Origin of the sequence: Azonexus sp. R2A61 (genome assembly GCF_021401135.1) — a bacterium.
GTDB lineage: Bacteria > Pseudomonadota > Gammaproteobacteria > Burkholderiales > Rhodocyclaceae > Azonexus.
Genome location: NZ_JACBFO010000003.1, coordinates 393574 through 417366, shown reverse-complemented (window position 1 = coordinate 417366; position 23793 = coordinate 393574). Strand labels below are relative to the sequence as shown.

The 23793-nt window shown below is 63.8% G+C and carries 23 protein-coding genes, 2 tRNA genes and 2 riboswitches; of the genes, 7 read left to right on the top strand and 18 right to left on the bottom strand.

Translation table 11 applies throughout. The features are described 5' to 3' along the window. Nucleotides 1–155 precede the first annotated feature (155 nt). The 3 genes from L0962_RS11795 to dksA all read left to right on the top strand — a co-directional run bounded on the left by L0962_RS11795 (nt 156) and on the right by dksA (nt 869). A tRNA-Pro gene (locus L0962_RS11795) sits at nt 156–232 on the top strand. An 8-nt stretch (nt 233–240) separates the two neighbouring features. Then, nucleotides 241–317, top strand: a tRNA-Arg gene (locus tag L0962_RS11790). Nucleotides 318–443: 126 nt separating this feature from the next. Further along, nucleotides 444–869 (top strand): RNA polymerase-binding protein DksA, encoded by a 426-nt coding sequence (dksA, locus tag L0962_RS11785; protein WP_234086624.1) that lies wholly within the window; start codon nt 444–446, stop codon nt 867–869. A 189-nt stretch (nt 870–1058) separates the two neighbouring features. Here the strand turns inward: dksA and pnp are convergent, their stop codons facing one another. The 14 genes from pnp to L0962_RS11715 all read right to left on the bottom strand — a co-directional run bounded on the left by pnp (nt 1059) and on the right by L0962_RS11715 (nt 15646). Further along, on the bottom strand, nt 1059–3203 hold the full coding sequence (gene pnp / locus L0962_RS11780) for a polyribonucleotide nucleotidyltransferase (RefSeq protein ID WP_234086623.1): 2145 nt from the start codon (nt 3201–3203) through the stop codon (nt 1059–1061). A gap of 129 nt (nt 3204–3332) precedes the next feature. Beyond that, nucleotides 3333–3599 carry a 30S ribosomal protein S15 gene (rpsO, locus tag L0962_RS11775; RefSeq protein WP_234086622.1) on the bottom strand — a complete coding sequence of 89 codons (267 nt, stop codon included), beginning with the start codon at nt 3597–3599 and terminating at the stop codon, nt 3333–3335. A gap of 100 nt (nt 3600–3699) precedes the next feature. Further along, complete coding sequence (gene truB, locus L0962_RS11770) at nt 3700–4605, bottom strand: tRNA pseudouridine(55) synthase TruB (RefSeq protein ID WP_234086621.1); 906 nt, start codon at nt 4603–4605, stop codon at nt 3700–3702. Nucleotides 4606–4612: 7 nt separating this feature from the next. Beyond that, a complete protein-coding gene (gene rbfA / locus L0962_RS11765) occupies nt 4613–4993 on the bottom strand; it encodes a 30S ribosome-binding factor RbfA (protein ID WP_234086620.1) in 381 nt (126 codons plus the stop codon). Beyond that, a complete protein-coding gene (infB, locus tag L0962_RS11760; protein WP_234086619.1) occupies nt 4993–7734 on the bottom strand; it encodes a translation initiation factor IF-2 in 2742 nt (913 codons plus the stop codon). Before infB ends, rbfA begins: the two co-directional genes overlap by 1 nt. 17 nt (nt 7735–7751) lie before the next feature. Beyond that, a complete protein-coding gene (gene nusA, locus L0962_RS11755; RefSeq protein WP_234086618.1) occupies nt 7752–9224 on the bottom strand; it encodes a transcription termination factor NusA in 1473 nt (490 codons plus the stop codon). Between the two features lie 18 nt (nt 9225–9242). Continuing rightward, nucleotides 9243–9707: a ribosome maturation factor RimP gene (rimP, locus tag L0962_RS11750; protein WP_234086617.1), complete on the bottom strand. Its 465-nt coding sequence runs from the start codon at nt 9705–9707 to the stop codon at nt 9243–9245. Between the two features lie 152 nt (nt 9708–9859). Continuing rightward, nucleotides 9860–10885: a 23S rRNA pseudouridine(2605) synthase RluB gene (gene rluB / locus L0962_RS11745; RefSeq protein ID WP_234086616.1), complete on the bottom strand. Its 1026-nt coding sequence runs from the start codon at nt 10883–10885 to the stop codon at nt 9860–9862. Beyond that, nucleotides 10872–11417, bottom strand: a complete 546-nt coding sequence (gene scpB / locus L0962_RS11740) for an SMC-Scp complex subunit ScpB (RefSeq protein WP_234086615.1) — start codon at nt 11415–11417, stop codon at nt 10872–10874. Before scpB ends, rluB begins: the two co-directional genes overlap by 14 nt. After that, nucleotides 11386–12255 carry a ScpA family protein gene (locus tag L0962_RS11735; RefSeq protein ID WP_234086614.1) on the bottom strand — a complete coding sequence of 290 codons (870 nt, stop codon included), beginning with the start codon at nt 12253–12255 and terminating at the stop codon, nt 11386–11388. Before L0962_RS11735 ends, scpB begins: the two co-directional genes overlap by 32 nt. A gap of 43 nt (nt 12256–12298) precedes the next feature. Continuing rightward, entirely contained in the window at nt 12299–13501 is a 1203-nt protein-coding gene (locus tag L0962_RS11730; protein ID WP_234086613.1) for a tryptophan--tRNA ligase, read from the bottom strand. An 18-nt stretch (nt 13502–13519) separates the two neighbouring features. Continuing rightward, nucleotides 13520–14170, bottom strand: a complete 651-nt coding sequence (locus tag L0962_RS11725; protein ID WP_234086927.1) for a site-2 protease family protein — start codon at nt 14168–14170, stop codon at nt 13520–13522. 10 nt (nt 14171–14180) lie between these two features. Beyond that, nucleotides 14181–14804, bottom strand: a complete 624-nt coding sequence (locus L0962_RS11720) for an L-threonylcarbamoyladenylate synthase (RefSeq protein WP_234086612.1) — start codon at nt 14802–14804, stop codon at nt 14181–14183. Between the two features lie 2 nt (nt 14805–14806). Next, nucleotides 14807–15646, bottom strand: a complete 840-nt coding sequence (locus L0962_RS11715; RefSeq protein WP_234086611.1) for a 3',5'-nucleoside bisphosphate phosphatase — start codon at nt 15644–15646, stop codon at nt 14807–14809. Nucleotides 15647–15756: 110 nt separating this feature from the next. After that, nucleotides 15757–15845, top strand: a riboswitch (glycine riboswitch). 5 nt (nt 15846–15850) lie between these two features. Continuing rightward, nucleotides 15851–15941: riboswitch (glycine riboswitch) on the top strand. A gap of 77 nt (nt 15942–16018) precedes the next feature. On the opposite strand from L0962_RS11715, the gene gcvT reads away from it, so the two are divergent. The 4 genes from gcvT (at nt 16019) to L0962_RS11695 (ending at nt 21078) form a co-directional block, all read left to right on the top strand. Further along, nucleotides 16019–17110 carry a glycine cleavage system aminomethyltransferase GcvT gene (gcvT, locus tag L0962_RS11710; RefSeq protein ID WP_234086610.1) on the top strand — a complete coding sequence of 364 codons (1092 nt, stop codon included), beginning with the start codon at nt 16019–16021 and terminating at the stop codon, nt 17108–17110. Nucleotides 17111–17139: 29 nt separating this feature from the next. Next, a complete protein-coding gene (gene gcvH / locus L0962_RS11705; RefSeq protein ID WP_234086609.1) occupies nt 17140–17526 on the top strand; it encodes a glycine cleavage system protein GcvH in 387 nt (128 codons plus the stop codon). Nucleotides 17527–17641: 115 nt separating this feature from the next. Then, complete coding sequence (gcvP, locus tag L0962_RS11700; protein ID WP_234086608.1) at nt 17642–20521, top strand: aminomethyl-transferring glycine dehydrogenase; 2880 nt, start codon at nt 17642–17644, stop codon at nt 20519–20521. Beyond that, nucleotides 20521–21078, top strand: a complete 558-nt coding sequence (locus L0962_RS11695) for a DUF2946 family protein (protein ID WP_234086607.1) — start codon at nt 20521–20523, stop codon at nt 21076–21078. Before gcvP ends, L0962_RS11695 begins: the two co-directional genes overlap by 1 nt. A 163-nt stretch (nt 21079–21241) precedes the next feature. On the opposite strand, the gene L0962_RS11690 is transcribed toward L0962_RS11695, so the two are convergent. Genes L0962_RS11690 through nqrM form a run of 4 tightly spaced genes read right to left on the bottom strand, consistent with a single transcriptional unit; the run spans nt 21242 to nt 23780 of the window. Continuing rightward, a complete protein-coding gene (locus tag L0962_RS11690) occupies nt 21242–22237 on the bottom strand; it encodes a DnaJ C-terminal domain-containing protein (protein ID WP_234086606.1) in 996 nt (331 codons plus the stop codon). Nucleotide 22238: 1 nt separating this feature from the next. Continuing rightward, nucleotides 22239–23123: an arginase gene (locus L0962_RS11685; RefSeq protein WP_234086605.1), complete on the bottom strand. Its 885-nt coding sequence runs from the start codon at nt 23121–23123 to the stop codon at nt 22239–22241. 37 nt (nt 23124–23160) lie between these two features. Continuing rightward, the gene (locus L0962_RS11680; RefSeq protein ID WP_234086604.1) at nt 23161–23556 is read right to left on the bottom strand and encodes a CBS domain-containing protein; all 396 of its coding nucleotides are present in this window, start codon (nt 23554–23556) and stop codon (nt 23161–23163) included. A 2-nt stretch (nt 23557–23558) separates the two neighbouring features. Then, nucleotides 23559–23780 carry a (Na+)-NQR maturation NqrM gene (gene nqrM, locus L0962_RS11675; protein ID WP_234086603.1) on the bottom strand — a complete coding sequence of 74 codons (222 nt, stop codon included), beginning with the start codon at nt 23778–23780 and terminating at the stop codon, nt 23559–23561. Nucleotides 23781–23793 lie beyond the last annotated feature (13 nt).

Below are 23793 nucleotides of genomic sequence, written 5' to 3'. Positions count from 1 at the left end.
TTCTGATGCGGGCATGATGCGCCGCGGTTTTTACCGCAGGATTGCGGTCGACCGCATGATTTTGCCATTTTGTCGGGAACGGCGGAAGCGGATGTCACGATTTTCAGGGAATGGCTGGCCCTGCGACGCTGGCGCTGATACAATGCGCGCCTCGTCGGGGCGTAGCGCAGTCTGGTAGCGCATCTGCTTTGGGAGCAGAGGGTCGTGAGTTCGAATCCCACCGCCCCGACCATTGACCCCGCGCCCGTAGCTCAACTGGATAGAGCAGCTGCCTTCTAAGCAGCAGGTCGGGGGTTCGAGTCCCTCCGGGCGCGCCAGACCTATCTGGCTGATATTGCAGTAGTTGTTTTTCTTACATTGCGCCGCAGCATGCGCTTCCCTTGCTCCCCCTGCGGCTTTCTGATATTTAATCGGTTTTTCGTCAACTCGGGCGCACTTTGAAAATGGCAGAAGAATTGCTCCACAAGCACTTCACTCCTTACGAACCCAAGGCCGGTGAGGAATACATGAGCAGCAAGCAGCGTGCTCATTTCAAAAAGATCCTGGAAGCTCTCAAGAAGGAGCTGAGCGAGGACATCGACCGCACGGTGCATACGATGCAGGACGAAGCGACGGTGTTCGCCGACCCCAATGACCGCGCCAGCCAGGAAACCGACATTGCGATCGAACTGCGCAACCGCGACCGCGAACGCAAGCTGATCAAGAAGATCGACGAGACGCTCGGCCGCATCGAAGGAGACGATTACGGCTTCTGCGACAAGTGCGGCGTCGAGATCGGCATCAAGCGCCTGGAAGCGCGTCCGACGGCGACCCTGTGCATCGATTGCAAGACGCTGGACGAAATGAAGGAAAAGCAGATGGCGAAGTAATCGCCGGATGCGCCGGCATCGGCCGGAAAATGAACAAAGCCACCCTTGCGGTGGCTTTTTCTTTGCCGGCGTCCTTTGACGCCATGTCCCGATTTTTCGGGCGTTGCTGCGGTCGACCGCAAGTATCCCCGAAAAACCCCGAAAAAAAGGGCGCCACGCAGGCGCCCTTCCCGTTCCGGCTGAGCGGAATTATTGCTGTTGCTGCTGTTGCTGCTGGGTGGCCGGTTCAGCGGCAGCAGCCGGCGCTTCGTCGAGCAGTGCCTTCATCGACAGCTTGACGCGGCCGCGGTCGTCGGTTTCCAGAACCTTGACGCGCACGACCTGGCCTTCCTTGACGTAGTCCTCGACCTTGTTGACGCGCTCCTTGGCGATCTGCGAGATGTGCAGCAGGCCGTCCTTGCCCGGCAGGACCGAGACGATCGCACCGAATTCGAGGATCTTGAGCACGGTGCCTTCGTAGATCTTGCCGATCTCGACTTCCGCGGTGATCGCATCGATCTTGGCGCGGGCAGCGGCGGCGGCCTCGCCCGAGGTGGCGGCGATGGTGATCGTGCCGTCGTCCTGGATGTCGATGGTGGTACCGGTTTCTTCGGTGATGCTGCGGATCACGGCGCCGCCCTTGCCGATCACGTCGCGGATCTTCTCCGGATTGATCTTGAAGGTGTACAGACGCGGCGCGTAGGCCGACATCTCTTCACGCGGGCCGGCAGCGGCTTCCTGCATCAGGCCGAGGATGTGCAGACGGGCTTCCTTGGCCTGGGCCAGCGCAACCTGCATGATTTCCTTGGTGATGCCCTGGATCTTGATGTCCATCTGCAGCGCGGTGATGCCGGTCGTCGAGCCGGCCACCTTGAAGTCCATGTCGCCGAGGTGATCTTCGTCGCCGAGGATGTCGGTGAGCACGGCGAAACGGTTGCCGTCCTTGATCAGGCCCATGGCGATACCGGCAACGTGCGCCTTCAGCGGCACGCCGGCATCCATCAGCGCCAGGCAGCCGCCGCAGACCGAAGCCATCGACGAGGAGCCGTTCGACTCGGTGATTTCCGAAACGACGCGCATCGAGTAGGAGAAGTCTTCCGGCTTCGGCAGCACGGCCAGCAGCGCGCGCTTGGCCAGACGGCCGTGACCGATTTCACGACGCTTCGGCGTACCGACGCGACCGCATTCGCCGGTGGCGTACGGGGGCATGTTGTAGTGCAGCATGAAGCGGTCGCGGTATTCACCGGCCAGCGCGTCGATGATCTGCTCGTCGCGGTTGGTGCCCAGCGTGGCAACGGCCAGCGCCTGCGTCTCGCCGCGGGTGAACAGCGCCGAACCATGGGTACGCGGCAGGACGCCGGAACGCATGGTGATCGGCCGCACGGTGCGCGTGTCGCGACCGTCGATACGCGGGGCGCCGCTCAGGATGCGACCACGCACGATGGCGGCTTCCATTTCGAAGAACAGGTTACCGACGGTGTTGGCATCCGGTGCGCCTTCTTCGCCGGTGCACAGCGCGGCGACGGCTTCGGCGGCAATCGCCTTGACGGTCTGGCTGCGGGCCTGCTTGGAGGTGATGCTGTAAGCCTCTTCGAGCTTGGCACCGACCAGGTCCTTCAGGCGGGCGACCAGGGCTTCGTCCTTGGCCGGGGCTTGCCAGTCCCATTCCGGCTTGCCGGCTTCTTCAACGAGTTCGTTGATGGCGTTGATCGCCTTCTGCATTTCGGTGTGGCCGAACACGACGGCGCCGAGCATGACGTCTTCCGACAGCTGGTCGGCTTCCGACTCGACCATCAGCACGGCGGCTTCGGTACCGGCGACGACGAGGTCGAGCTGGCTGTCCTTGAGTTGGCTCAAGGTCGGGCACAGCACGTACTGGCCGTTGATGTAGCCGACGCGGGCGGCGCCGATCGGGCCGGCGAACGGGATGCCGGAGATGGCCAGGGCAGCCGAGGCACCGATCATCGCCGGAATGTCGGAATCGATTTCCGGATTCAGCGAGATGACGGTGGCGACGATCTGGACTTCATTGTAGAAACCGTCCGGGAACAGCGGGCGGATCGGGCGGTCGATCAGGCGGCAGGTCAGCGTTTCCTTTTCCGACGGGCGGCCTTCGCGCTTGAAGAAGCCGCCGGGGATACGGCCGGCAGCGTAAACCTTTTCCTGATAATCGACGGTCAGCGGGAAGAAATCCTGACCGGGCTTGGCATTCTTGGCACCGACGACGGTCACCAGAACGACCGTCTCTTCCATCGAGACGACGACGGCACCGCCGGCCTGGCGGGCGATTTCGCCGGTTTCCAGGGTGACCTGGTGTTCGCCATAGGCGAAGGTCTTTTTCACGACATTGAACATGTACTTCCTTTCACTCTCTCACAATAATCAACAATAACAACGCTTTACGACATTCAAAGAACAGTACGACAAAAACGAAAAAAGCGGCCGGGAGTTTTCCGGGCCGCTTCTTGCCAGCTTCGGCAGCGCTTACTTGCGCAGGCCAAGCTTGGTGATCAGCGTGCGGTAACGATCAACATCCTTGCCCTTCAGGTAGTCGAGCAGCTTGCGGCGCTGGGAAACCAGGCGCAGCAGACCACGACGCGAGTGGTGGTCCTTGGTGTGCTCCTTGAAGTGCGGCTGCAGGTCGTTGATGCGGGCGGTCAGCAGTGCGACCTGGACTTCCGGGGAACCCGTGTCGCCCTTGCCCTGGGCAAATTCGGCAACAATGCCGGCCTTCTTTTCGGTAGAGATCATTTTCAAAACCCTCTTTGATTGAAACGACACGGCCCCGGTTTGATAGAGCGCATGCCAGTTGAAAAACCCGTCAATACGGGAAGCCTTAAATTCTAGCAGATCAGACAGCCAGTTGCACCAGCCTTTTCGGCCACAGACGACTTTCCGGCCCTGGCTCGCCGACGCCTAACAGGCGCCCCTGTCCGTAGACGCGAATCTTGCCGCTCAGCCCGGCCGGCAGGTCGACCGGATTGCCATGACTGAAGCGGTTTTCTGCCGCCGCATCGAGGTCGACCCTGGGCAGCGATTGCAGCAGGGCATCAACCGCCTGCAGACGCTGTTCGCGCTCGCCTTCCGGGATGGCATCGAGTTCGGCCAGCGTGGCGGCAGTCGCCAGCGTCAGGTCGCCGACGCGCGTCCGGCGCAAGGCGATCAGGTGGGCACCACAGCCAAGCACGGCACCGATGTCGGCAGCCAGCACGCGAATGTAGGTCCCCTTGCTGCAACTGACCGACAGGCGGACTTCGTCGCCGGCGAAGGCCAGCAGGTCGATGCGATGGATGGTTACCGGCCGGGGCTGGCGCTCGACTTCGATGCCCTGGCGGGCGAGTTCGTAGAGCGGCCGACCGTCACGCTTGAGCGCCGAATGCATCGGCGGCACCTGCAGGATGTCGCCGGTGAATTGCGGCAGCACGCGCAAAATATCGCTTTCGGCGACGTCGACCGCAGCCGTCGCGCTCACCTGCCCTTCGCTGTCGCCGGAATCGGTGGTGACCCCCAAGCGCAAGGTCGCTTCGTAGGTCTTGTCGGCGTCAAGCAGGTCGGCCGAAAACTTGGTTGCTTCGCCGAAGCACAAGGGCAGCAGACCGGTGGCCAGCGGATCGAGGGTGCCGGTGTGGCCGCCCTTGGCCGCCGAAAACAGCCGGCGCGCCTTCTGCAAGGCATCGTTGGAGGTCATGCCGCCCGGCTTGTCGAGCAACAGCACGCCATCGACCTGGCGCCAGGCCTTCTTCACCTTCGGCTGCATGCGGAAATCAGTCGTCCGGCGTCTGATCGGACAGGGCATTCGCCTTGTCGATCAACTGGGACAGGCTGCTGCCACGCTCCAGCGAATTGTCGTAGACGAAGTGTAGTTCGGGCAACGTGTGGATGTGGATACGCCGGCCGAGTTCGCGCCGCAGGAAGCCGGCCGCCCGTTTCAGGCCGCGCTCGACCTCTTCCAGATGGTCGGCATCGAGCGTCGTGAAGAACACCTTGGCATGGGCGTAGTCCGGCGTCAGCTCGACCGCCGTGAGGCTGATCATGCCGACGCGCGGATCCTTCAGTTCGTTACGGATCAGATCGGCCAGATCGCGGCGCACCTGCTCCGCGACCCGGTCACTGCGCTGAAATCCGCGAGGTCCCTGCTTCTTCATTACAGGGAACGCGCCACTTCCTGGATTTCATACACTTCGAGCTGATCGCCTTCCTGGATGTCGTTGTTGCCACGCAGGGAGAGACCGCACTCGAAATTCGAACGCACTTCCTTGACGTCGTCCTTGAAGCGCTTGAGCGAATCGAGCTCGCCGTCCCACTGAACCACGTTGTTGCGGATCAGGCGGATGCGCGAGGAACGCTTGACGATACCTTCCAGCACGTAACAGCCGGCGATCGCGCCGACCTTCGAGACGTGGAAGACCTGGCGAATCTCGACCATGCCGGTGACCTGCTCGCGCTTCTCCGGCGACAGCATGCCGGAAAGTGCCGCCTTGACCTCGTCGACCGCGTCATAGATCACATTGTAGTAACGGATATCGACACCGAAGGTCTCGGCCAGCTTGCGCGCGCCGGCATCGGCACGGGTGTTGAAGCCGATGATGACGGCACCGGAAGCTTGCGCCAGGTTGACGTCGGATTCGGAAATCGCACCGACGGCACCGTGGATGACGTTGACCCGGACTTCCTCGTTGGACAGCTTGGCCAGCGTCTGGACCAGCGCTTCCTGCGAACCTTGCACGTCGGCCTTGACGATCAGCGGCAGGGTCTTGACCTCGCCTTCTTCCATCTGCTGGAACATGCTTTCCAGCTTGGCGGCCTGTTGCTTGGCCAGCTTGACGTCGCGGAACTTGCCCTGACGGAACAGGGCGATTTCGCGCGCCTTCTTTTCGTCGGTCAGCACGATGGCTTCCTCGCCGGCCGCCGGAACATCCGACAGGCCGAGGATTTCGACCGGAATCGACGGGCCGGCTTCGTTGATCGGCTTGCCGTTCTCGTCGAGCATGGCGCGCACCTTGCCGAACACCTGGCCGGCCAGCACGACGTCGCCGCGCTTCAGGGTACCGGACTGCACCAGCATGGTGGCCACGGCGCCGCGGCCCTTGTCGAGACGCGCTTCGATGATCAGGCCCTTGGCCGGTGCATCCTGTTGCGCCGTCAGTTCCAGCACTTCGGCCTGCAGCAGCACCTGCTCGAGCAGTTCGTCGATACCGGTACCCTTCTTGGCGGATACCGGGCAGAACGGCGAATCGCCGCCATACTCTTCCGGAATGACGCCTTCGGCAACCAGTTCCTGCTTGACGCGGTCCGGGTTGGCATCCGGCTTGTCGATCTTGTTCACCGCCACGACCAGCGGCACGCCGGCCGCCTTGGCATGGTGGATGGCTTCCTTCGTCTGCGGCATCACGCCGTCGTCGGCTGCGACCACCAGGATGACGATGTCGGTGGCCTTGGCGCCGCGGGCACGCATCGCGGTAAACGCTTCGTGACCCGGGGTGTCGAGGAAGGTGATCATGCCGCGTTCGGTTTCCACGTGATAGGCACCGATGTGCTGCGTGATGCCGCCGGCTTCGCCCGCAGCGACCTTGGCGCGACGGATGTAGTCAAGCAGCGAGGTCTTGCCGTGGTCGACGTGGCCCATGACGGTAACCACCGGCGCGCGCGGCAGCAGCGGCACATCCTTGTGCTCGTTGCTTTCCTCGAGGAAGGCATCGGGATCGTCCAGCTTGGCGGCGACCGCCTTGTGGCCCATTTCCTCGACGACGATCATCGCCGTTTCCTGGTCCAGCACCTGGTTGATGGTGACCATCGAGCCCATCTTCATCATGGCCTTGATGATCTCGGTCGCCTTGATGGCCATCTTGTGCGCGAGATCGGACACCGAAATGGTTTCCGGCACGTGCACTTCGCGGATGATCGGTTCGGTCGGCGCCTGGAAACTGCCCTGGCCGTCGTCCGACTTGTGCGACTTCTTGTGGCCGTGGCGACCTTCCTTCCAGCCGCCGCCGACATCGGAGCCACGGGTCTTCAGACCGCCCTTCTTCTTGCCGTCATCCGGAGCGCGACCGCCCTTGTCACCCTTCTTGGGCGCATCGGGACGCTTGTGCAGGGTGCCCTTCTCGCCTTCGCCGGATTTGGCTTGCGCTGCCACCTGCTGCTTGGCCTGCTCGGCGGCCTTGGCTGCCGCCGCTGCGGCTTCGGCCTGCTGGCGCATGAGCACCAACTGGGCTTCGCGGGCCTGCTTCTCGCGCAGTTCGCGTTCCTGGATTTCGCGCAGACGGTTGTAGCGCTTGGCTTCCTCTTCGCGCGCCTTGAGTTCCTTTTCGCCGATGATCGCGGCACGGGTCAGGCGCGGCGCAGGGGCCGGGGCATCCGCTGCGGTTTCATCCGTGGCCGCTTCTTCGATGATTTCCGGTTCGGCTTCGACGACCGGCTCGGGCTCAGGCTCGGGCTCCGGTTCCGGCTCGACAAGCGGTTCCGGCTCGACCGCCGGCATCTCGATCACCGGTTCCGGCTCGACGATCTGAACTTCCTCGACGAGCGGCGCCGGCTCAAGCAGCTCCTGCTCGATTTCGGCTTCGTTTTCCGGCAGATGATCCGGCGTATCGCGCTTGATCAGCACGCGCTTCTTGCGGACTTCGACCTGCACCGTGCGGGCACGGCCGTGGGCGTCGGTGGCCTTGATCTCGGACGTCTGCTTGCGCGTCAGCGTGATCTTGTTCTTCGGCTGGTCATCGCCGTGCGAGCGGCGCAGATAGTCGAGCAGGCTGGCCTTGTCCTGATCGGTCAGGGGATCGCTGCCGTTGGCCTTGCCGACACCGGCGCGGCCCAGCTGCTCCAGCAGGGCCTCGACAGGCATCTTCAGTTCAACGGCAAATTGAGAAACGGTTGTTGCAGACATGGTTACTACCTCCCTGCTCACTCGAACCAGTGAGCTCGTGCCTTCAGAATCAGTTCCTTGGCACGCTCTTCGTCAATGCCGGTCATTTCAGTCAGTTCATCGACCGCCAGCTCGGCCAGGTCGTCGCGTGTCTTGACGCCCTGTTCGGCCAGTCTGGCAGCCAGATCCTTGGTCATGCCCTCGAGGCCGATCAGGTCTTCGGAAACGCTTTCCAGCTTTTCCTCGGTAGCGATGGCTTCGGTCAGCAGCACGTTGCGCGCCCGGTTGCGCAGCTCGTTCACGATGTCCTCGTCGAGCCCTTCGATTTCGAGCATTTCGGCCAGCGGCACATAGGCCACTTCTTCCAGCGTCGAGAAACCTTCCTCGATCAGCAGGTCGGCCAGTTCCTCGTCGATATCCAGCTTTTCCATGAACACGACGCGGGTCACGGCGTATTCGGCTTCGGCCTTCTTGGCCGACTCGTCCTGGGTCATCAGGTTGATCGTCCAGCCGGTCAGCTCCGAGGCCAGGCGAACGTTCTGGCCGCTGCGACCGATAGCGATGGCCAGGTTGTCCTCGTCGACGACGACGTCCATGGCGTGCTTTTCCTCATCGACGACGATCGAGGTGACTTCGGCCGGCGACAGCGCGCCGATCACGAACTGGGCCGGATCGGCCGACCACAGCACGATATCGATGTTCTCGCCGCCGATCTCGTTGCGCACGGCGGTCACCCGCGAACCGCGCAGGCCGACGCAGGTACCGATCGGATCGATGCGCGGGTCGTTCGACTTGACGGCAATCTTGGCGCGCATGCCGGGATCGCGGGCGCAGGCCTTGAGTTCCATCAGCTCGTCCTCGATTTCCGGCACTTCGATGGCGAACAGCTTCATGACGAATTCCGGCGCGGTACGCGACAGGATGATCTGCGGACCGCGGGCATTGCGATCGATGCGCAGCAAGTAGGCGCGAACGCGGTCGCCGATGCGCAGGTTTTCCTTCGGAATCATCTGGTCGCGCGGCAGCAGGGCTTCGATCTTGCCGGCTTCGATGATGGCATTGCCGCGCTCCATGCGCTTGATGGTGCCGGACACCACATGTTCCTTGCGCTCAAGGAAGTCCTGCAGTACCTGTTCGCGCTCGGCGTCGCGGATTTTCTGCAGGATCACCTGCTTGGCGGCCTGGGCGCCGATGCGACCGAAATCGATCGGTTCCAGCGGTTCTTCGAGGTAATCGCCCGGCTCGACTTCCGGATCTTCCTTCTGGGCGTCGGACAGCGGAATCTGGAGGAATTCGTTGACGTACTCGTCGTCGGCAACCACCTGCCAGCGACGGAAGGAGTCGAAATTGCCGGTATCGCGGTCGATCGACACGCGGACTTCGGCTTCGTCGTGGATGCGTTTCTTGGTCGCGGATGCCAGCGCCAGTTCCAGGGCACCGAAGACGATGTCCTTGGCGACATTCTTTTCGCGGGCCAGCGCATCGACCAGCAGCAACATTTCACGGCTCATGTAAGACCTCCAGGTACTTCAGTCGAATCGCGGCACGAGACGTGCCTTTTCGATGTTGTTGAATTCGAGTTCCACGTCGTCGGGCGCGGCATCGGGTTTGCCGCTGCCTGGCAGGCGCAGGCCGACCTTGCCGTCGGCACAGCCGAGCAGTTCGCCCTGGAAATTGCGCCGGTTGTTGTGCGGGATACGCAGCTTGATCTGGATGTCGTGCCCGGCAAAACGGGCAAAATCCGCTTCCTTCTTGACGACACGGTCCATGCCCGGCGAGGAGATCTCGAGCCGGTCATAATCGACATTCTCGACTTCGAAGACGCGCGACAACTGGTTGGAGACCTTGGCGCAGTCTTCGACATCGATCCCGCCGTCCTTGCCGGGGGCATCGATGAACACGCGAATGGTCCGGCCGCGCGGCGACATTTCGACGTCGACGAGCTCATAGCCGAGACCGACGACCGTGGTTTCAAGCAGAGAATTCAAATCCATGGCTACAAATAAAAAATGGGCGAAACGCCCACCTCGGAAAAAACAAGATGCCCGCAGAAAACACGGGAGGAACAAACCCGTGAATTATAACGAGTTTATTCCTCCCGGACAATCCATTTGACGGCGACGACGGGTTGTCGGGCCGTCCGTCGTCAGGCTTGCGGCTTTGCCGAGGGCGCCAGCGCACGCATCAGGGCCTTGACCTCGGCTTCGTCGAGTTCGCGGCAGCGGCCGCGCTTCAATTGCGGCGGCAGCACGAAGGGACCGTAACGGACGCGGATCAGCCGGCTGACCGTGCAGCCGACCGCTTCGAACATGCGCCGGACCTCGCGGTTGCGGCCTTCGAACAGGGTCGCCCGATACCATTTGTTGGCCCCCTCGCCGCCCGCATCGAGCAGACTGGAGAAACTGGCCTGGCCGTCTTCCAGTTCGACCCCCTTGAGCAGTTGCTGCTGCGCTTCCAGGGTCAGCTCGCCGAGCACGCGCACGGCGTACTCGCGGACCAGCTGCGAGCTCGGATGCATCAGCTTGTTGGCCAGTTCGCCGGATGTGGTGAACAGCAACAGGCCGGAGGTATTGAAGTCGAGCCGGCCGACATTGATCCAGCGCCCGCCGCGCATGCGCGGCAGTGCGGAGAAGACCGACGGGCGGCCGTCCGGGTCGTCGCGCGAGACGATTTCGCCTTCCGGCTTGTGGTAGATCAGCACGCGCGGCGCGCGGGCGGCGCTGCCGGTGAAGCGGATGTTGACCAGCCGGCCGCCGACCTTGACCTTGTCGGTCGGCACGACGGACTGGCCGAGATGCGCCACTTCGCCATTGACGCTGACCTTGCCGGCGGCAATCCATTCTTCCATCTCGCGGCGCGAGCCGACGCCGGCCTGGGCCAGCACCTTCTGCAGGCGTTCCGGCTTGGCTTCGACCAACGGTTTGCCGTTGCGGCCGATGTTGCCGCGGTTGGCGCGACCGGTCGGCGGCGTGCCGATGCGTTTGCGCGGCGCCGGCTGGACCGGCGCTTCGTCGGAAATTTCCTCGTTGTTGCGGTCGACCGCAGCAGTACGGGGTTTTCCGCCGATTTCGCGGTCGACCGCAGGATTGCGACCTTTTCCACGCCGGCCGGCGGCGGGCGCTTCGGGCGCTGCCTGCGGCGTGCGGAACGGGCTTCGTTTACGTGGGTTCATGGTTCAGCTCCAGGGTCTGGACGATTTGTTCGAGCGGCGGCAGTTCGCTGACGGCGCGCAACCCGAGATCGTCGAGAAATTGTTTGGTGGTGGCGAACAGCGCCGGCCGTCCGGGGGTGTCGCGGTGACCGACGACGTCGATCCAGCCGCGGTCTTCCAGCGTCTTGATGACGTTGCTGTTGACCGTGACGCCGCGGATGTCTTCGATGTCGCCGCGCGTCACCGGCTGCCGGTAGGCGATGATGGCCAGCGTTTCGAGCACGGCGCGCGAGTATTTCGGCGGTTTTTCGGGGTTCAGCCGCTCGAGGTAAGGCAGGTATTCCGGCCGCGTGCGGAAACGCCAGCCGCTGGCCAGTTGCACCAGTTCGACGGGACGTTCGGCCCAGTCCTCGCGGATCTGGTCGAGCAGCTTGCGCAGCGTGTCGGTCGACACCTCGTCGTCGAACATCTGCTTCATGTCGTTGGTGGTCATCGGCTCGCGTGCGGCGAGCAGTGCCGCCTCAAGAATCTTCGTGGCCTGACTCGGTTCCATCTTCCTCTTCCAATACCGCTTCCGGCTCGCCGTCGCGCAGATTGACATAGATCGGCGCAAACGCCTCGGTCTGCGTGATGCGGATCAGCTTTTCGCGGCCCAGTTCGAGCATCGCGATGAAATGCACGACCAGCCCGGGCGGGCCCATCGCCGGATCGAACAGCGTTTCGAACTGCACGAAGCCGCCCTTTTCCTGCAGATGGCGAAGAATGATGCCCATGTGCTCGCGCACCGACAACTCCTCGCGGCTGATCTTGTGGTTGCGCTTCAGCGCCGCCTGGCGGACGACGGCCATCCAGGCTTCCTTCAGGTCGTCGACCGACACTTCCGGCAGCCGTACCAGCAACGATTTTTCGACCAGCGTCTCGACCCAGTAGAAATCGCGCTCGGCCTGCGGCATTTCGTTGAGCTTCTGGCCGGCCAGCTTCATCTGCTCGTATTCCATCAGCCGGCGGACCAGCTCGGCGCGCGGATCCTCGGCATCGTCGTCGCCGGCCAGCTTGGGCCGCGGCAGCAGCATGCGCGACTTGATCTCGATCAGCATCGCCGCCATGACCAGGTATTCGGCCGCCAGCTCGAGGTTCTGCGCGCGCATCGCCTCGACGTAGTCGAGATACTGCCGGGTCAGCGGCGCCATCGGGATGTCGAGGATATCGACGTTGGCCTTGCGGATCAGGTAGAGCAGCAGGTCGAGCGGACCTTCGAAGGCGTCGAGCATGATCGCCAGCGCATCCGGCGGAATGTACAAATCCTGCGGCAAGGCCGCCATCGGTTCGCCGTAGATGCGGGCGACCGGCTCGAAAAGTGCCGCCTGGGGCGCGTCGACCGCAAGATTCATGCGCCGACCGCCTGCCTGCGGACGCGGGACGACGCCTGGATCATCAGTGGTATTCCAGCCCCATCGACTCGCGCACGTCGCGCATCGTCTCGCGCGCCAGTTCGCGAGCCTTTTCGCAGCCGTCGGCGATGATGTTCTTGACCAGCGTCGGATCGTCCAGATAGACCTGCGCCCGCTCGCGCATCGGTGCCTGTTCCTTGAGGATGCCCTCGATCACCGGCTGCTTGCATTCGATGCAGCCGATGCCGGCGGTACGGCAGCCCTGGCTGGCCCAGTCGCGCGTCGCGTCGTCGGAATAGACCTGATGCAGCTGCCACACCGGGCAGCGCGCCGGATCGCCCGGATCGGTACGGCGCACGCGCTGGGTGTCGGTCGGCATCGACTTGACCTTCTTGGCCACCGACTCTTCGGATTCGCGCAGCGTGATCGTGTTGTTGTAGGACTTGGACATCTTCTGCCCGTCCAGGCCCGGCATCTTCGATTCCGGCGTCAGCAGGTAACCCGGTTCGACCAGGATCATCTTGCCGGTGCCTTCGAGGAAACCGAACAACCGCTCGCGGTCGACGGCCGACAGATGCTGGATTTCATTGAGCACGGCCTTGGCCTGTTCGATCGCTTCCTTGTCGCCTTCCTGCTGGAAGCGGGTGCGCAGTTCCTCGTACAGGCGCGCCTTCTTGCCGCCGAGCTTCTTCACCGCCTCGCGCGCCTTGTCCTCGAAACCGGGTTCGCGGCCGTACATGTGGTTGAAGCGGCGGGCCAGTTCGCGGGTGAATTCGACGTGCGGAATCTGGTCCTCGCCGACCGGCACCTTGTCGGCGCGGTAGATCAGGATGTCGGCGCTCATCAGCAGCGGGTAGCCGAGGAAGCCGTAGGTCGACAAGTCCTTGTTGGCCAGCTTTTCCTGCTGGTCCTTGTAGGTCGGCACGCGCTCGAGCCAGCCGAGCGGCGTCATCATCGACATCAGCAGGTGCAGTTCGGCGTGTTCGGGCACCTTGGACTGGATGAACAGCGTCGCCTGGTTCGGATCGACGCCAGCAGCCAGCCAGTCGATGACCATGTCCCAGGCAGCCTTCTCGATGCTCTGCGGATTGTCGTAATTGGTGGTCAGCGCGTGCCAGTCGGCAACGAAGAACAGGCAGGGATATTCGTGCTGGAGCTTGATCCAGTTCTTGAGGACCCCGTGGTAGTGGCCGAGATGAAGCGCCCCGGTGGGACGCATGCCGGAAAGGACACGTTCTGCGTACATGGAAATGAGGAGATTGTTCTAATAAAGACCGAAAATGACTTCGATGGCACGCGCGGCCAGCGCGACCAGCGGGCTCAGGATGGCGCTGAGGATACCGGTGAACAGCAGCAGCAGCAAAATCGGAAAGCCCCAGGGTTCGAGCCGCGCGTATTTCCAGGCCAGCGAATGCGGCAACAGGCTGACCGCGATGCGCCCGCCGTCGAGCGGCGGCAGCGGCAAAAGGTTGAGCACCATCAGCACGCAGTTGATCATGATGCCGACCTTGCTCATTTCCGATAGCGGCAGGGTAAACTGGTTGACCGGCATCTCCCACGACAGCTTGAGCAGGAAAGCCCAGCACAGCGCCATGAACAGGTTGGCCAGCGGCCCGGCGGCGGCAACCCAGAACATGTCCTTCTTGGGATGGCGCAGGCGACCGAAATCGACCGGCACCGGCTTGGCGTAGCCGAACAGGAAGCTGCCGCCCGAAAACAGCAGGATCAGCAGCGGAATGGCGATCGTGCCGAGCGGATCGATGTGGCGCAACGGATTGAGGCTGATGCGGCCCAACATCCAGGCGGTCGGGTCGCCGAAATGGCGGGCCGCGTAACCGTGCGCCGCCTCGTGCAGCGTGATCGCAAAAATCACCGGCAAGGCGGCGATGGCGATGGTCTGGATCAGCGCGTTGATGTCCAGCATGTCACAAGCCGAAAGGTTCGAGCGGGCCGCGGCCGGCGCGCACCAGTTCCGGACTCGGCCCGGTCAGATCGATGACCGTGGTCGGCTCGGTCCCGCAATAGCCGGCATCGAGTATCCATTCGATGTGATCGTCGAGACGATCCTGGATTTCCCAGCCTTCGGTCAGCGGTGCCTCGTCGCCCGGCAACTGCAGGGTGCAGGTCAGCAGCGGCTCGCCGAGTTCCTCAAGCAGCGCCAGCGCCACCGGATGATCGGGAATGCGCAGGCCGATGGTCTTGCGCTTCGGGTGCATGACCCGGCGCGGCAATTCCTTGCTGCCTTCGAGGATGAACACATAACTGCCCGGCGTCGCCGCCTTGAGCATGCGGTACTGGGCATTGTCGACCCGGGCATAGGTGGCGATCTGCGACAGGTCGCGGACCATCAGCGTCAGATGGTGGCGGTCGTCGATCTGGCGGATGGCGCGGATGCGGTCGAGCGCCTCCTTGTCGCCAAGATGGCAGCCAAGCGCGTAGCACGAATCGGTGGGCAAGGCGACGATTGCGCCCTGGCGGATGAATTCCACGGCCTGCGCGAGCAGCCGGGTTTGCGGGTTTTCCGGATGGATGTTGACGACGCGGGCCATGTTCAGACGATCAGGCGCCAGACCGGTTTGAGGTCCTGCGGGAGGGCCGCCAGGCGGCCGAGATCGACGTAGCTTTCTTCGGGGCCGTGAAAATCGGAGCCGCGCGAGGCATGGAAAGCGTAACGTCGGGCGAGACGGGCGAAATGCAGGACGTGGTCCGGCGAATGACTGCCGCTGACCACTTCGATCGCAGCGCCGCCCAGATCCTTGAATTCGTCGAGAAAACGCTGCATGTCGGCACCGGACAGCTTGTAGCGCCCGGGATGGGCGACCACGGCGACGCCACCGGCAGCCCGTATCCAGCCGACGGCATCGGCCAGACCGGCCCAGCGATGATCGACATAGCCGGGTTTGCCCGGCGCCAGGTAATGCTGGAAAACGCCCGGCACATCGCGGGCAATGCCGATGCTGACCAGATAGCGGGCGAAATGCGCGCGCGAGATCAGGTTCGGATTGGTGACATAGGCCAGCGCGCCTTCATAGACGCCGTGGATGCCGATCGCCGCCAGCGATTCGCCCATGCGCCGGGCCCGCTCCTGGCGTCCCTGACGCAGCCCGGCCAGGCCGTCGACCAGCGCCGGATGCGCGGCGTCGAAACCGAGGCCGACGATATGGATCGGCGTTTCGTGCCATTCGATCGAGATTTCGACACCATTGACGAAAGGCAGGCCGAGCGCTTCGGCCGCCGTGCGGGCGTCGGCCAAGCCGCCGAGGTCGTCGTGGTCGGTCAACGCCCACAGGTCGACCCCGTTGCCGGCGGCACGACGCGCCACCTCGTCCGGCGGCAGCAAGCCATCGGAAACGCGGGAGTGACAGTGAAAATCGAAGTTGGACGGCTGCACGAAAAAGGCATCGGAAGCAAAACGGGATGGTAACACGAAGCACCGGCCCGACCGGGCCGCATGCTGCGCCGCAACATGTTGCTTGGACAACGATGTCCGGCTATAGTGCCTCCCGTTCCGTGGGAGAGCGCAGATGCTTCTGCCGCCGAAGGCGCAAACCCACCCGAAAACGCTCAGGCAAAAGGACCGCGGAACCGGATGCAAATCCGAAACTCTGGAGAGCTGATGTCACCGCTTGCGGTCGACATCCACCGATGGGGCAAATCTCTCAGGTATCAAGGACAGAGGGGTGAAACGCAAGACGCGAGTTTTTCGTTTCACCCCTTTTCCGTTTCCAGAAACGGCTTTGAGAAAAGCCACCAAAGGATTGATATGCTGAAGAAAACGGTTCTGAACGCCGCCCATCGCGCGCTCAACGCCCGGATGGTCGATTTCGGCGGCTGGGACATGCCGGTCAACTACGGTTCGCAGATCGAGGAGCACCACGCGGTGCGCAAGGATTGCGGCATGTTCGACGTCTCGCACATGTGCCCGGTCGATCTGGTCGGCGCCGATTGCCGCCCCTTCCTGTCGCGCCTAGTCGCCAACGACGTCGCCAAGCTGACCGTTTCCGGCAAGGCGCTCTACGCCGCCATGCTCAATGAAACCGGCGGCGTCATCGACGACCTGATCATTTATTTCCTCACCGACACGCGCTTTCGCATCGTGGTCAATGCCGGCACCGCCGACAAGGACCTGGCCTGGATGCAGGCCAAGGCCGCCGAATGGAAGATGGACGTGACCATCACCCAGCGCCGCGACGGCGCCGGCAATCTCGGCATCATCGCCGTCCAGGGCCCGAACGCCCGTGCCAAGGTGTGGCAGGTCCTGCCGCAAGTGAAGGCCGCAAGCGAGGGCCTGAAGCCCTTCTTCGCCGCCGAAGTCGATCAGTACTTCATCGCCAGCACCGGCTACACCGGCGAGGACGGCTACGAAATCATGCTGCCGGCCGGCGAAGCCGAAGCCGTGTGGAATGCGCTGAAGGATGCCGGCGTCGCCCCTTGCGGACTCGGCGCCCGCGACACGCTGCGCCTGGAAGCCGGCATGAATCTCTACGGCCAGGACATGGACGAGACGGTGTCGCCGCTCGACGCCGGCCTGGCCTGGACCGTCGCCATCAAGGACGCGCGCGATTTCGTCGGCAAGGCGGCGTTGACCGCAGCCGGCCAGCAGAAACAGTTCCTCGGCCTGATCCTGCTCGACAAGGGCGTCTTGCGCGGCCACCAGAAGGTCGTCACCGCCCAGGGCGAAGGCGAAATCACCTCCGGCTCCTTCTCGCCGACGCTGCAGCAATCCATCGCGCTGGCCCGCCTGCCGCTCGGCGTCGCCATCGGCGACGAAGTCGAGGTCGACATCCGCGGCAAACTGCTCAAGGCCAGGGTCAGCAAACCCGTATTCGCCCGCAACGGCAAAGCCGTCGTCTAATTCAAATTCACCCAATCAGGAGAAAAACCATGTCCAACGTCCCGTCCAACCTCAAGTACGCCGCCTCCCACGAGTGGGTCCTGAAGAACGCCGATGGCACCGTCACCGTCGGCATTTCCGACCACGCGCAGGAAGCCCTGGGTGACCTGGTCTTCGTCGAACTGCCGGAAGTCGGCGCGCATTACGCCGCCGAGAAGGAAATCGCCGTGGTCGAGTCGGTCAAGGCCGCCGCCGACGTGTACGCGCCGATCGCCGGCACCGTCACCGAAGTCAACCAGGCCGCCGTCGACGCGCCGGAGTCGGTCAATGCCGACGCCTACGCCGCGTGGCTGTTCAAGATGACCCCGGACAACCTCGCCGACGTCGACGCCCTGCTCGACGCTGCTGCTTACCAGGCGGTTGCCGACGCCGCCTGAGCGGCACCGGTTTTTTGCCGATTCCTGCGGTCGACCGCAGGAATCGGGCAAATTCCCGTTTCCGGGCCCGTTTGCGGGCCGCCTTCCCGCCCTTCTTTCGCAAGTCGCCTTCGCCATGACCCCATTGTCCCTGAGCGCCCTTGAACAGCACGACGAGTTCATCGGCCGCCACATCGGCCCCTGCGCCACCGAAATGACCGAAATGCTGGCCGCTATCGGTGCCGCCAGCCTCGACCAGCTGATAGCCCAGACCGTCCCGGCCGCCATCCGCCTACCCGCCGACCTGCCGTTGCCGGCGCCGCGCCGCGAACACGAGGCGCTCGCCGACCTGAAGGCGATCGCCGGCAAGAACGTGATCCAGAAGTCGTGCATCGGCATGGGCTACTACGACACGCTGACGCCGAAGGTGATCCTGCGCAACGTCATGGAAAACCCCGGCTGGTACACCGCCTACACGCCCTACCAGGCCGAAATCGCCCAGGGCCGCCTGGAAGCGCTGATGAACTTCCAGCAGATGGTCGTCGACCTGACTGGCCTGGAAATCGCCAACGCCTCGCTGCTCGACGAAGCCACCGCCGCCGCCGAAGCGATGACGATGGCGCGGCGCGTCTCCAAGTCGAAGTCGAACCGTTTCCTGATCGACGCCAACTGTTTCCCGCAGACCGTCGACGTGATCAAGACGCGCGCCGCCTACTTCGGTTTCGAACTGGTGATTGCTGCGGTCGACAGCCAGAAAGACCAGGAATTCTTCGGTGCCCTGCTGCAGTATCCGGGCGACAACGGCGAAGTGCGCGACCTGACCGACAGCATCGCCGCACTGAAGGCCAAAGGCGCCACCGTCGCCGTCGCCAGCGACCTGATGGCGCTGGTGCTGCTCAAGTCGCCGGGCGCCATGGGCGCCGACATCGCCCTCGGTTCGAGCCAGCGCTTCGGCATCCCGATGGGCTTCGGCGGCCCGCACGCCGCCTTCTTCGCCACCCGCGAAGCCAACGTCCGCTCGATGCCCGGCCGCATCATCGGCGTCTCCAAGGACGCGCGCGGCAAGACCGCCTACCGCATGACGCTGCAGACGCGCGAACAGCACATCCGCCGCGAGAAGGCCAATTCCAACATCTGCACCTCGCAGGTGCTGCTCGCCAACATGGCCGGCATGTACGCCGTCTATCACGGCCCGCAAGGCCTGCAGACCATCGCCGCACGCATCCACCGGCTGACCGCGATCCTCGCCGAAGCACTGAAGCGCGCCGGCATCGCCCCGCTGGCCGGCCAGTTCTTCGACACCATCCACATCGACCTGGGGGCGCGGGCCGAAACCATCCATCTCGCGGCGTCGACCGCAGGATTCAACCTGCGCCGCGTGGCGGCCGGCGTGCTCGGTATCTCGCTCGACGAAACGACTACCCGCCAGGATGTCGCCGCGCTGTTCCACCTGATCACCCGGATCACGCTGGACATCGACCAGATCGACGCCCAGGTCGCCGCCGCCGACCCGGCGATCCCGGCCGCCCTGCTGCGCGGCGACGCGATTCTGTCGCACCCGGTGTTCAACACCCACCACACCGAACACGAGATGCTGCGCTACCTGAAGTCGCTGCAGAACAAGGACCTGGCGCTCGACCATTCGATGATCTCGCTCGGCTCGTGCACGATGAAGCTGAACGCGACCAGCGAAATGATCCCGGTGACCTGGCCGGAATTCGGCGGTATCCACCCGTTCGCCCCGCGCGAGCAGGTTGCCGGCTACCACGAGATGATCGCCGGCCTGACCGAATGGCTGAAAACCGTCACCGGCTTCGACGCCATCTGCATGCAGCCGAACTCCGGCGCCCAGGGCGAATACGCCGGTCTGGTGGCGATTGCCCGCTACCACGCCAGCCGTAGCGAAGCGCACCGCAAGGTCTGCCTGATTCCGAAATCAGCGCACGGCACCAACCCGGCCACTGCCCAGATGTGCGGCATGCAGGTTGTCGTCGTCGATTGCGACGACAACGGCAACGTCGATGTTGCGGACCTGAAAGCCAAGGCCGAGGAACACAAGGACGACCTCGCCTGCCTGATGATCACCTACCCGTCGACGCACGGCGTGTTCGAAGAAGCGATCATGGACATTTGCGCCATCGTCCATGCCAACGGTGGCCAGGTTTACATGGACGGCGCCAACCTCAACGCCCAGGTCGGCCTGACCTCGCCCGGCTTCATCGGGGCCGACGTCAGCCACATGAACCTGCACAAGACCTTCGCCATCCCGCACGGCGGCGGCGGACCGGGCATGGGCCCAATCGGCCTGAAGGCCCACCTCGCGCCGTTCATGGCCAACCATGCGGTCGCTACCATCGACGGTCCGCACGGTGGCCAGGGCGCGGTCTCGGCGGCGCCCTTCGGTTCAGCGTCGATCCTGACCATTTCCTGGATGTACCTGGCGATGCTCGGCGGCGCCGGAGTCAAGAAGGCGACCCAGGTCGCCATCCTCAACGCCAACTACGTCGCGACCCGGCTCAAGGACCACTACCCGGTGCTCTACGTCGGCAAGAACGGCCGCGTGGCGCACGAGTGCATCCTCGACATCCGCCCGATCAAGGCCGCCACCGGCATCGCCGAGATCGACATCGCCAAGCGCCTGATGGACTATGGTTTCCACGCGCCGACGGTGTCCTTCCCGGTCGCCGGCACGATCATGGTCGAACCGACCGAATCGGAATCGAAGGCCGAGCTGGACCGCTTCATCGAGGCCATGATCAGCATTCGCGCAGAAATCCGCCGCATCGAACAGGGTGAACTGCCGGCGGACAACAATCCGCTCAAGCATGCCCCGCATTCGCAGGCAGACGTCATCGATAGCGAATGGAACCGCCCCTACAGCCGCGCGGAAGCCGTCTTCCCGCTATCCTGGGTGAAAGCCAACAAGTTCTGGCCGAGCGTCAATCGCATCGACGATGTGTACGGCGACCGCAACCTGAACTGCGCCTGTCCGCCGATGTCCGCCTACGAGGACTGATGGAAGCAGCGGCCAGCATCAAATGGCCGAACGTCCCCGCCTGCTACGAGTGGTTGTCGCTCGACAGGCGGGGCAACTGGCGATTGCAGGGCGAACCGCTCACCCATCGCGGACTGATCGCCTTCCTGAACGCGCACTATGCGGTTGACGACCGGGGATGCGGCTACGTGCAGAACGGTCCGCAGCGGGTCTATGTCGATCTGGCCTGCACGCCGTGGATCTATCGCCGGCACGGGCAAGGATTCATCTCGCACGTCGGCGGCATGGCCGGCGATCTGCGACGCCTGCTGATCGATGGGCAAGGCAACCTGCTGCTCGATGCCGCCCCCGGCATCGGCCTGCTGGACGATCGCGATCTGGCGCCGCTGATCGACGAAATCCGCCGTGATCAAGGCGGAATGCCCGACGACACCGACTGGCAGTCGATACTCGACGGCCGCCGGATCGCCCTGAACTGGCACGGCATTCCGCTGGAACCGGTCGAGGCCGCTGCGCTGGCCGGCGATTTCGGCTTCAATCCGCGGCCCCGTCCGGCCGCCGCGCCGGGCACCTCCTGAAGCGATAGAAACAACTGTCATAATCTTTTGGTATATTCCTCGAACATGCCGCTTCAGGGGGAATCGCCATGCAGGACACGCTCGAAAACATCTACCGCAGGTTCGTCGTCGGCAGTAGCTGGCTGATGCTGGTCGCCGGCCTGATCCTGACCCAGCACGGACGCTAGTCCAGCCCCTGTCGGCGACGCCATTCGGCGACCGCCGGCAGGTGGGTGGCAGCCTCCTTCATCCACGCCTCGTGCAGGTTGCGCAAGGCGGTTTTTTGCCGGGCAGTGAGGTCTACCGCAAATACCGGCATCAGCTCGACACGCAGATCGCCGGCCGGATGCCGGCCACGGCCGGGATAACCGGCCCCCGCCAGACGAATCTCGCGCGGCACGGAATCGCCCGCAGCCAGTTCGCAAACCACTTCGCCCGCCAGGCCGGGTACACGGATATCGCCGCCGGCCAGCAGCAACAGCGCATCGACCGGCATCCGGTAGCAGAGGTCGCGTCCATCGAGTTGGAACAGACGGTGCTGTTCGAGCAGGATGGTCAGGTAGAGATCGCCGGCAGCCAGTTCGCCGCTGGCCGCCTCCCCCTGCCCGGTCAACCTGAGTTCATCGCCCTGCAACATGCCGGGCGGCACGGTGATTTCCAGGTGGACAGGCGTCCGGTGCTTGCCGTGGCCCTCGCAATCCGGGCAGATGCGCTCGGTGAACAAACCCTTGCCATGACACGCGCCACAGGGGATCAGCCGCCGATGCGCGTCGTGAACGCGCCCGCTGCCGTGACAGGCGCTGCAGAAGCGGGTCCGCGCCAGCCCGGCCTCGCCGCTGCCATCGCAGGTCGGACAATCGACGCTGCGGATGAAATCAACGCTGCGGCGGCAACCGCGGGCCGCCTCCTCCAGCGTCAGCGAGAGCGAAAGACGGATATCGGGCGCCTGCGGCGGCGTTGCTGCGGTCGACGCGTCGGCCGGCGGATTTTCCGACGCTTCGTCGTCGCCGCTCAGCAGCGCCTCGTAAGCCGCACCGATCTCCTTGAACCGCTCGGTTGCCTGCGGATCGTCGTTGCGGTCCGGATGCCAGCGCATGGCCAGACGCCGATAGGCTTTTTTCCATATTTCCGGGGAGTCGCCCGGGGAAACGCCGAGGATGGCACAGGGATCAAATTCCATCTCAGGCATGTTTGCGGGCGACGAGCAGCAGTTCGATCAGATCGGCGATCAGCGCCGCCGTGGCACCGTGACGATCCCGATCCGGGTTGTATTCGACGATTTCCACGGCTTGCAGGCCAGGCATGGCGGCGACCTCGCGCATCGCCTCGATCAGATCGAAGGACAACAGGCCGCCCGGCTCCGGACTGCCGACGCCGGGCGCCAGACCGGGATCGACCGCATCGAGGTCAATACTGACGCCAAAGCCGGCCGTTGCCTGCGCCACCGCATGCAGCGCTTCGGCAAAGCAGATGCGGAAACCGCGACGGGCGATCTCCTCGGCCAGATACAAGCGCACCCCGCGACGCTGAAGAAACGCCAGTTCCTCCGGCTCATAACTGCGCGCCCCGAAAACGACGCTGTGCGCACTGTCGATCTGGCTGCCGGACAAGCCGATATCGAGCAGGCGCTTATCTCCCTGTCCGAGCAAGGCCGCCAGGGGCATGCCATGGACCGCCCCCGAATACGAGGTGGATGGCGTGTGGCTGTCGAGATGCGCATCGATCCAGAGCAAGCCGGGACGCTCGCCCAGAGCACGCGCCACGCCGCTCCAGGTGCCGATCGCCACCGAATGATCGCCGCCGATCACCAAGGGCAGATGGCCGACATGCAGTTGCCCGGCAACAGCATCGGCCAGCATTCGGCCAAGTGCGGCAATACGCTGGATCGGCGTGTACGCCACTTCCGGCGCGAACAGCAGATCGGCCCAGTCGATCCCGGGCTGGCGGGCGAGCGCCTGCCAGGCGTGCGAATGCCGGAAGGCCAGCGGCCCGTCCTTGCAGGCCTGATCCTGTGCGCCGATTCCGCTGGCAACGCCGAGTACGCTGATCTGTCGAGGATGTGTCATGTCGTGCCGAAGTATGGCACGCCACGGCGGCCACGTTTTACCAGAGTTTTTCGAGTGCCTTCAGGGCATCCCGGCGGGACAACTGACCCACCAGATGCCCGTCGGCCATCACCGGGTAGGCATGGTAGTGATTGGCGACGAACCGTTCAACGGCATCGGCCATCGAAGCATTGGCCTCCAGCACCTGAACTTCGCGCGTCATGTAGGCATCCAGCGGACCGCCCGGTTGCTCGTAGTAAGACGCGTTGAGTGCCGCCTTCAGGCCGTCCTTTTCGGAAAAGAAGCCGAGCAGACAACCACGTTCATCGACCACGGGCGCCCCTGTCAGACCATGCGCCAGCAATGCATGAATGGCGGCCAGCACCTCGGTGCCGGGTTTGAAGGACAGCGGATCCGCCGTCATGTAATCCTTCACGAGCAAGGATTTGAGCATGTTTACCCCTTCGTTTCAGCCATTTTGCCAGCCGCTTCCTGTTGCACCTTGATCCTGGCCTGGCGCTTTTCACAGGGTTCCTTGCAACCGGCTGCGCAATCGAGATCGAGCGCCTTGTAGCCGCCGCAGCTGCCGGCGATCGGCTTGCGCCCGAAAATCACGCCGACGGCCATGAGCAGCACCAGCAGGGCGATCACGCCAAAAGTGACGAGGAAGGTTTCCATAGTGCTCCCCCGC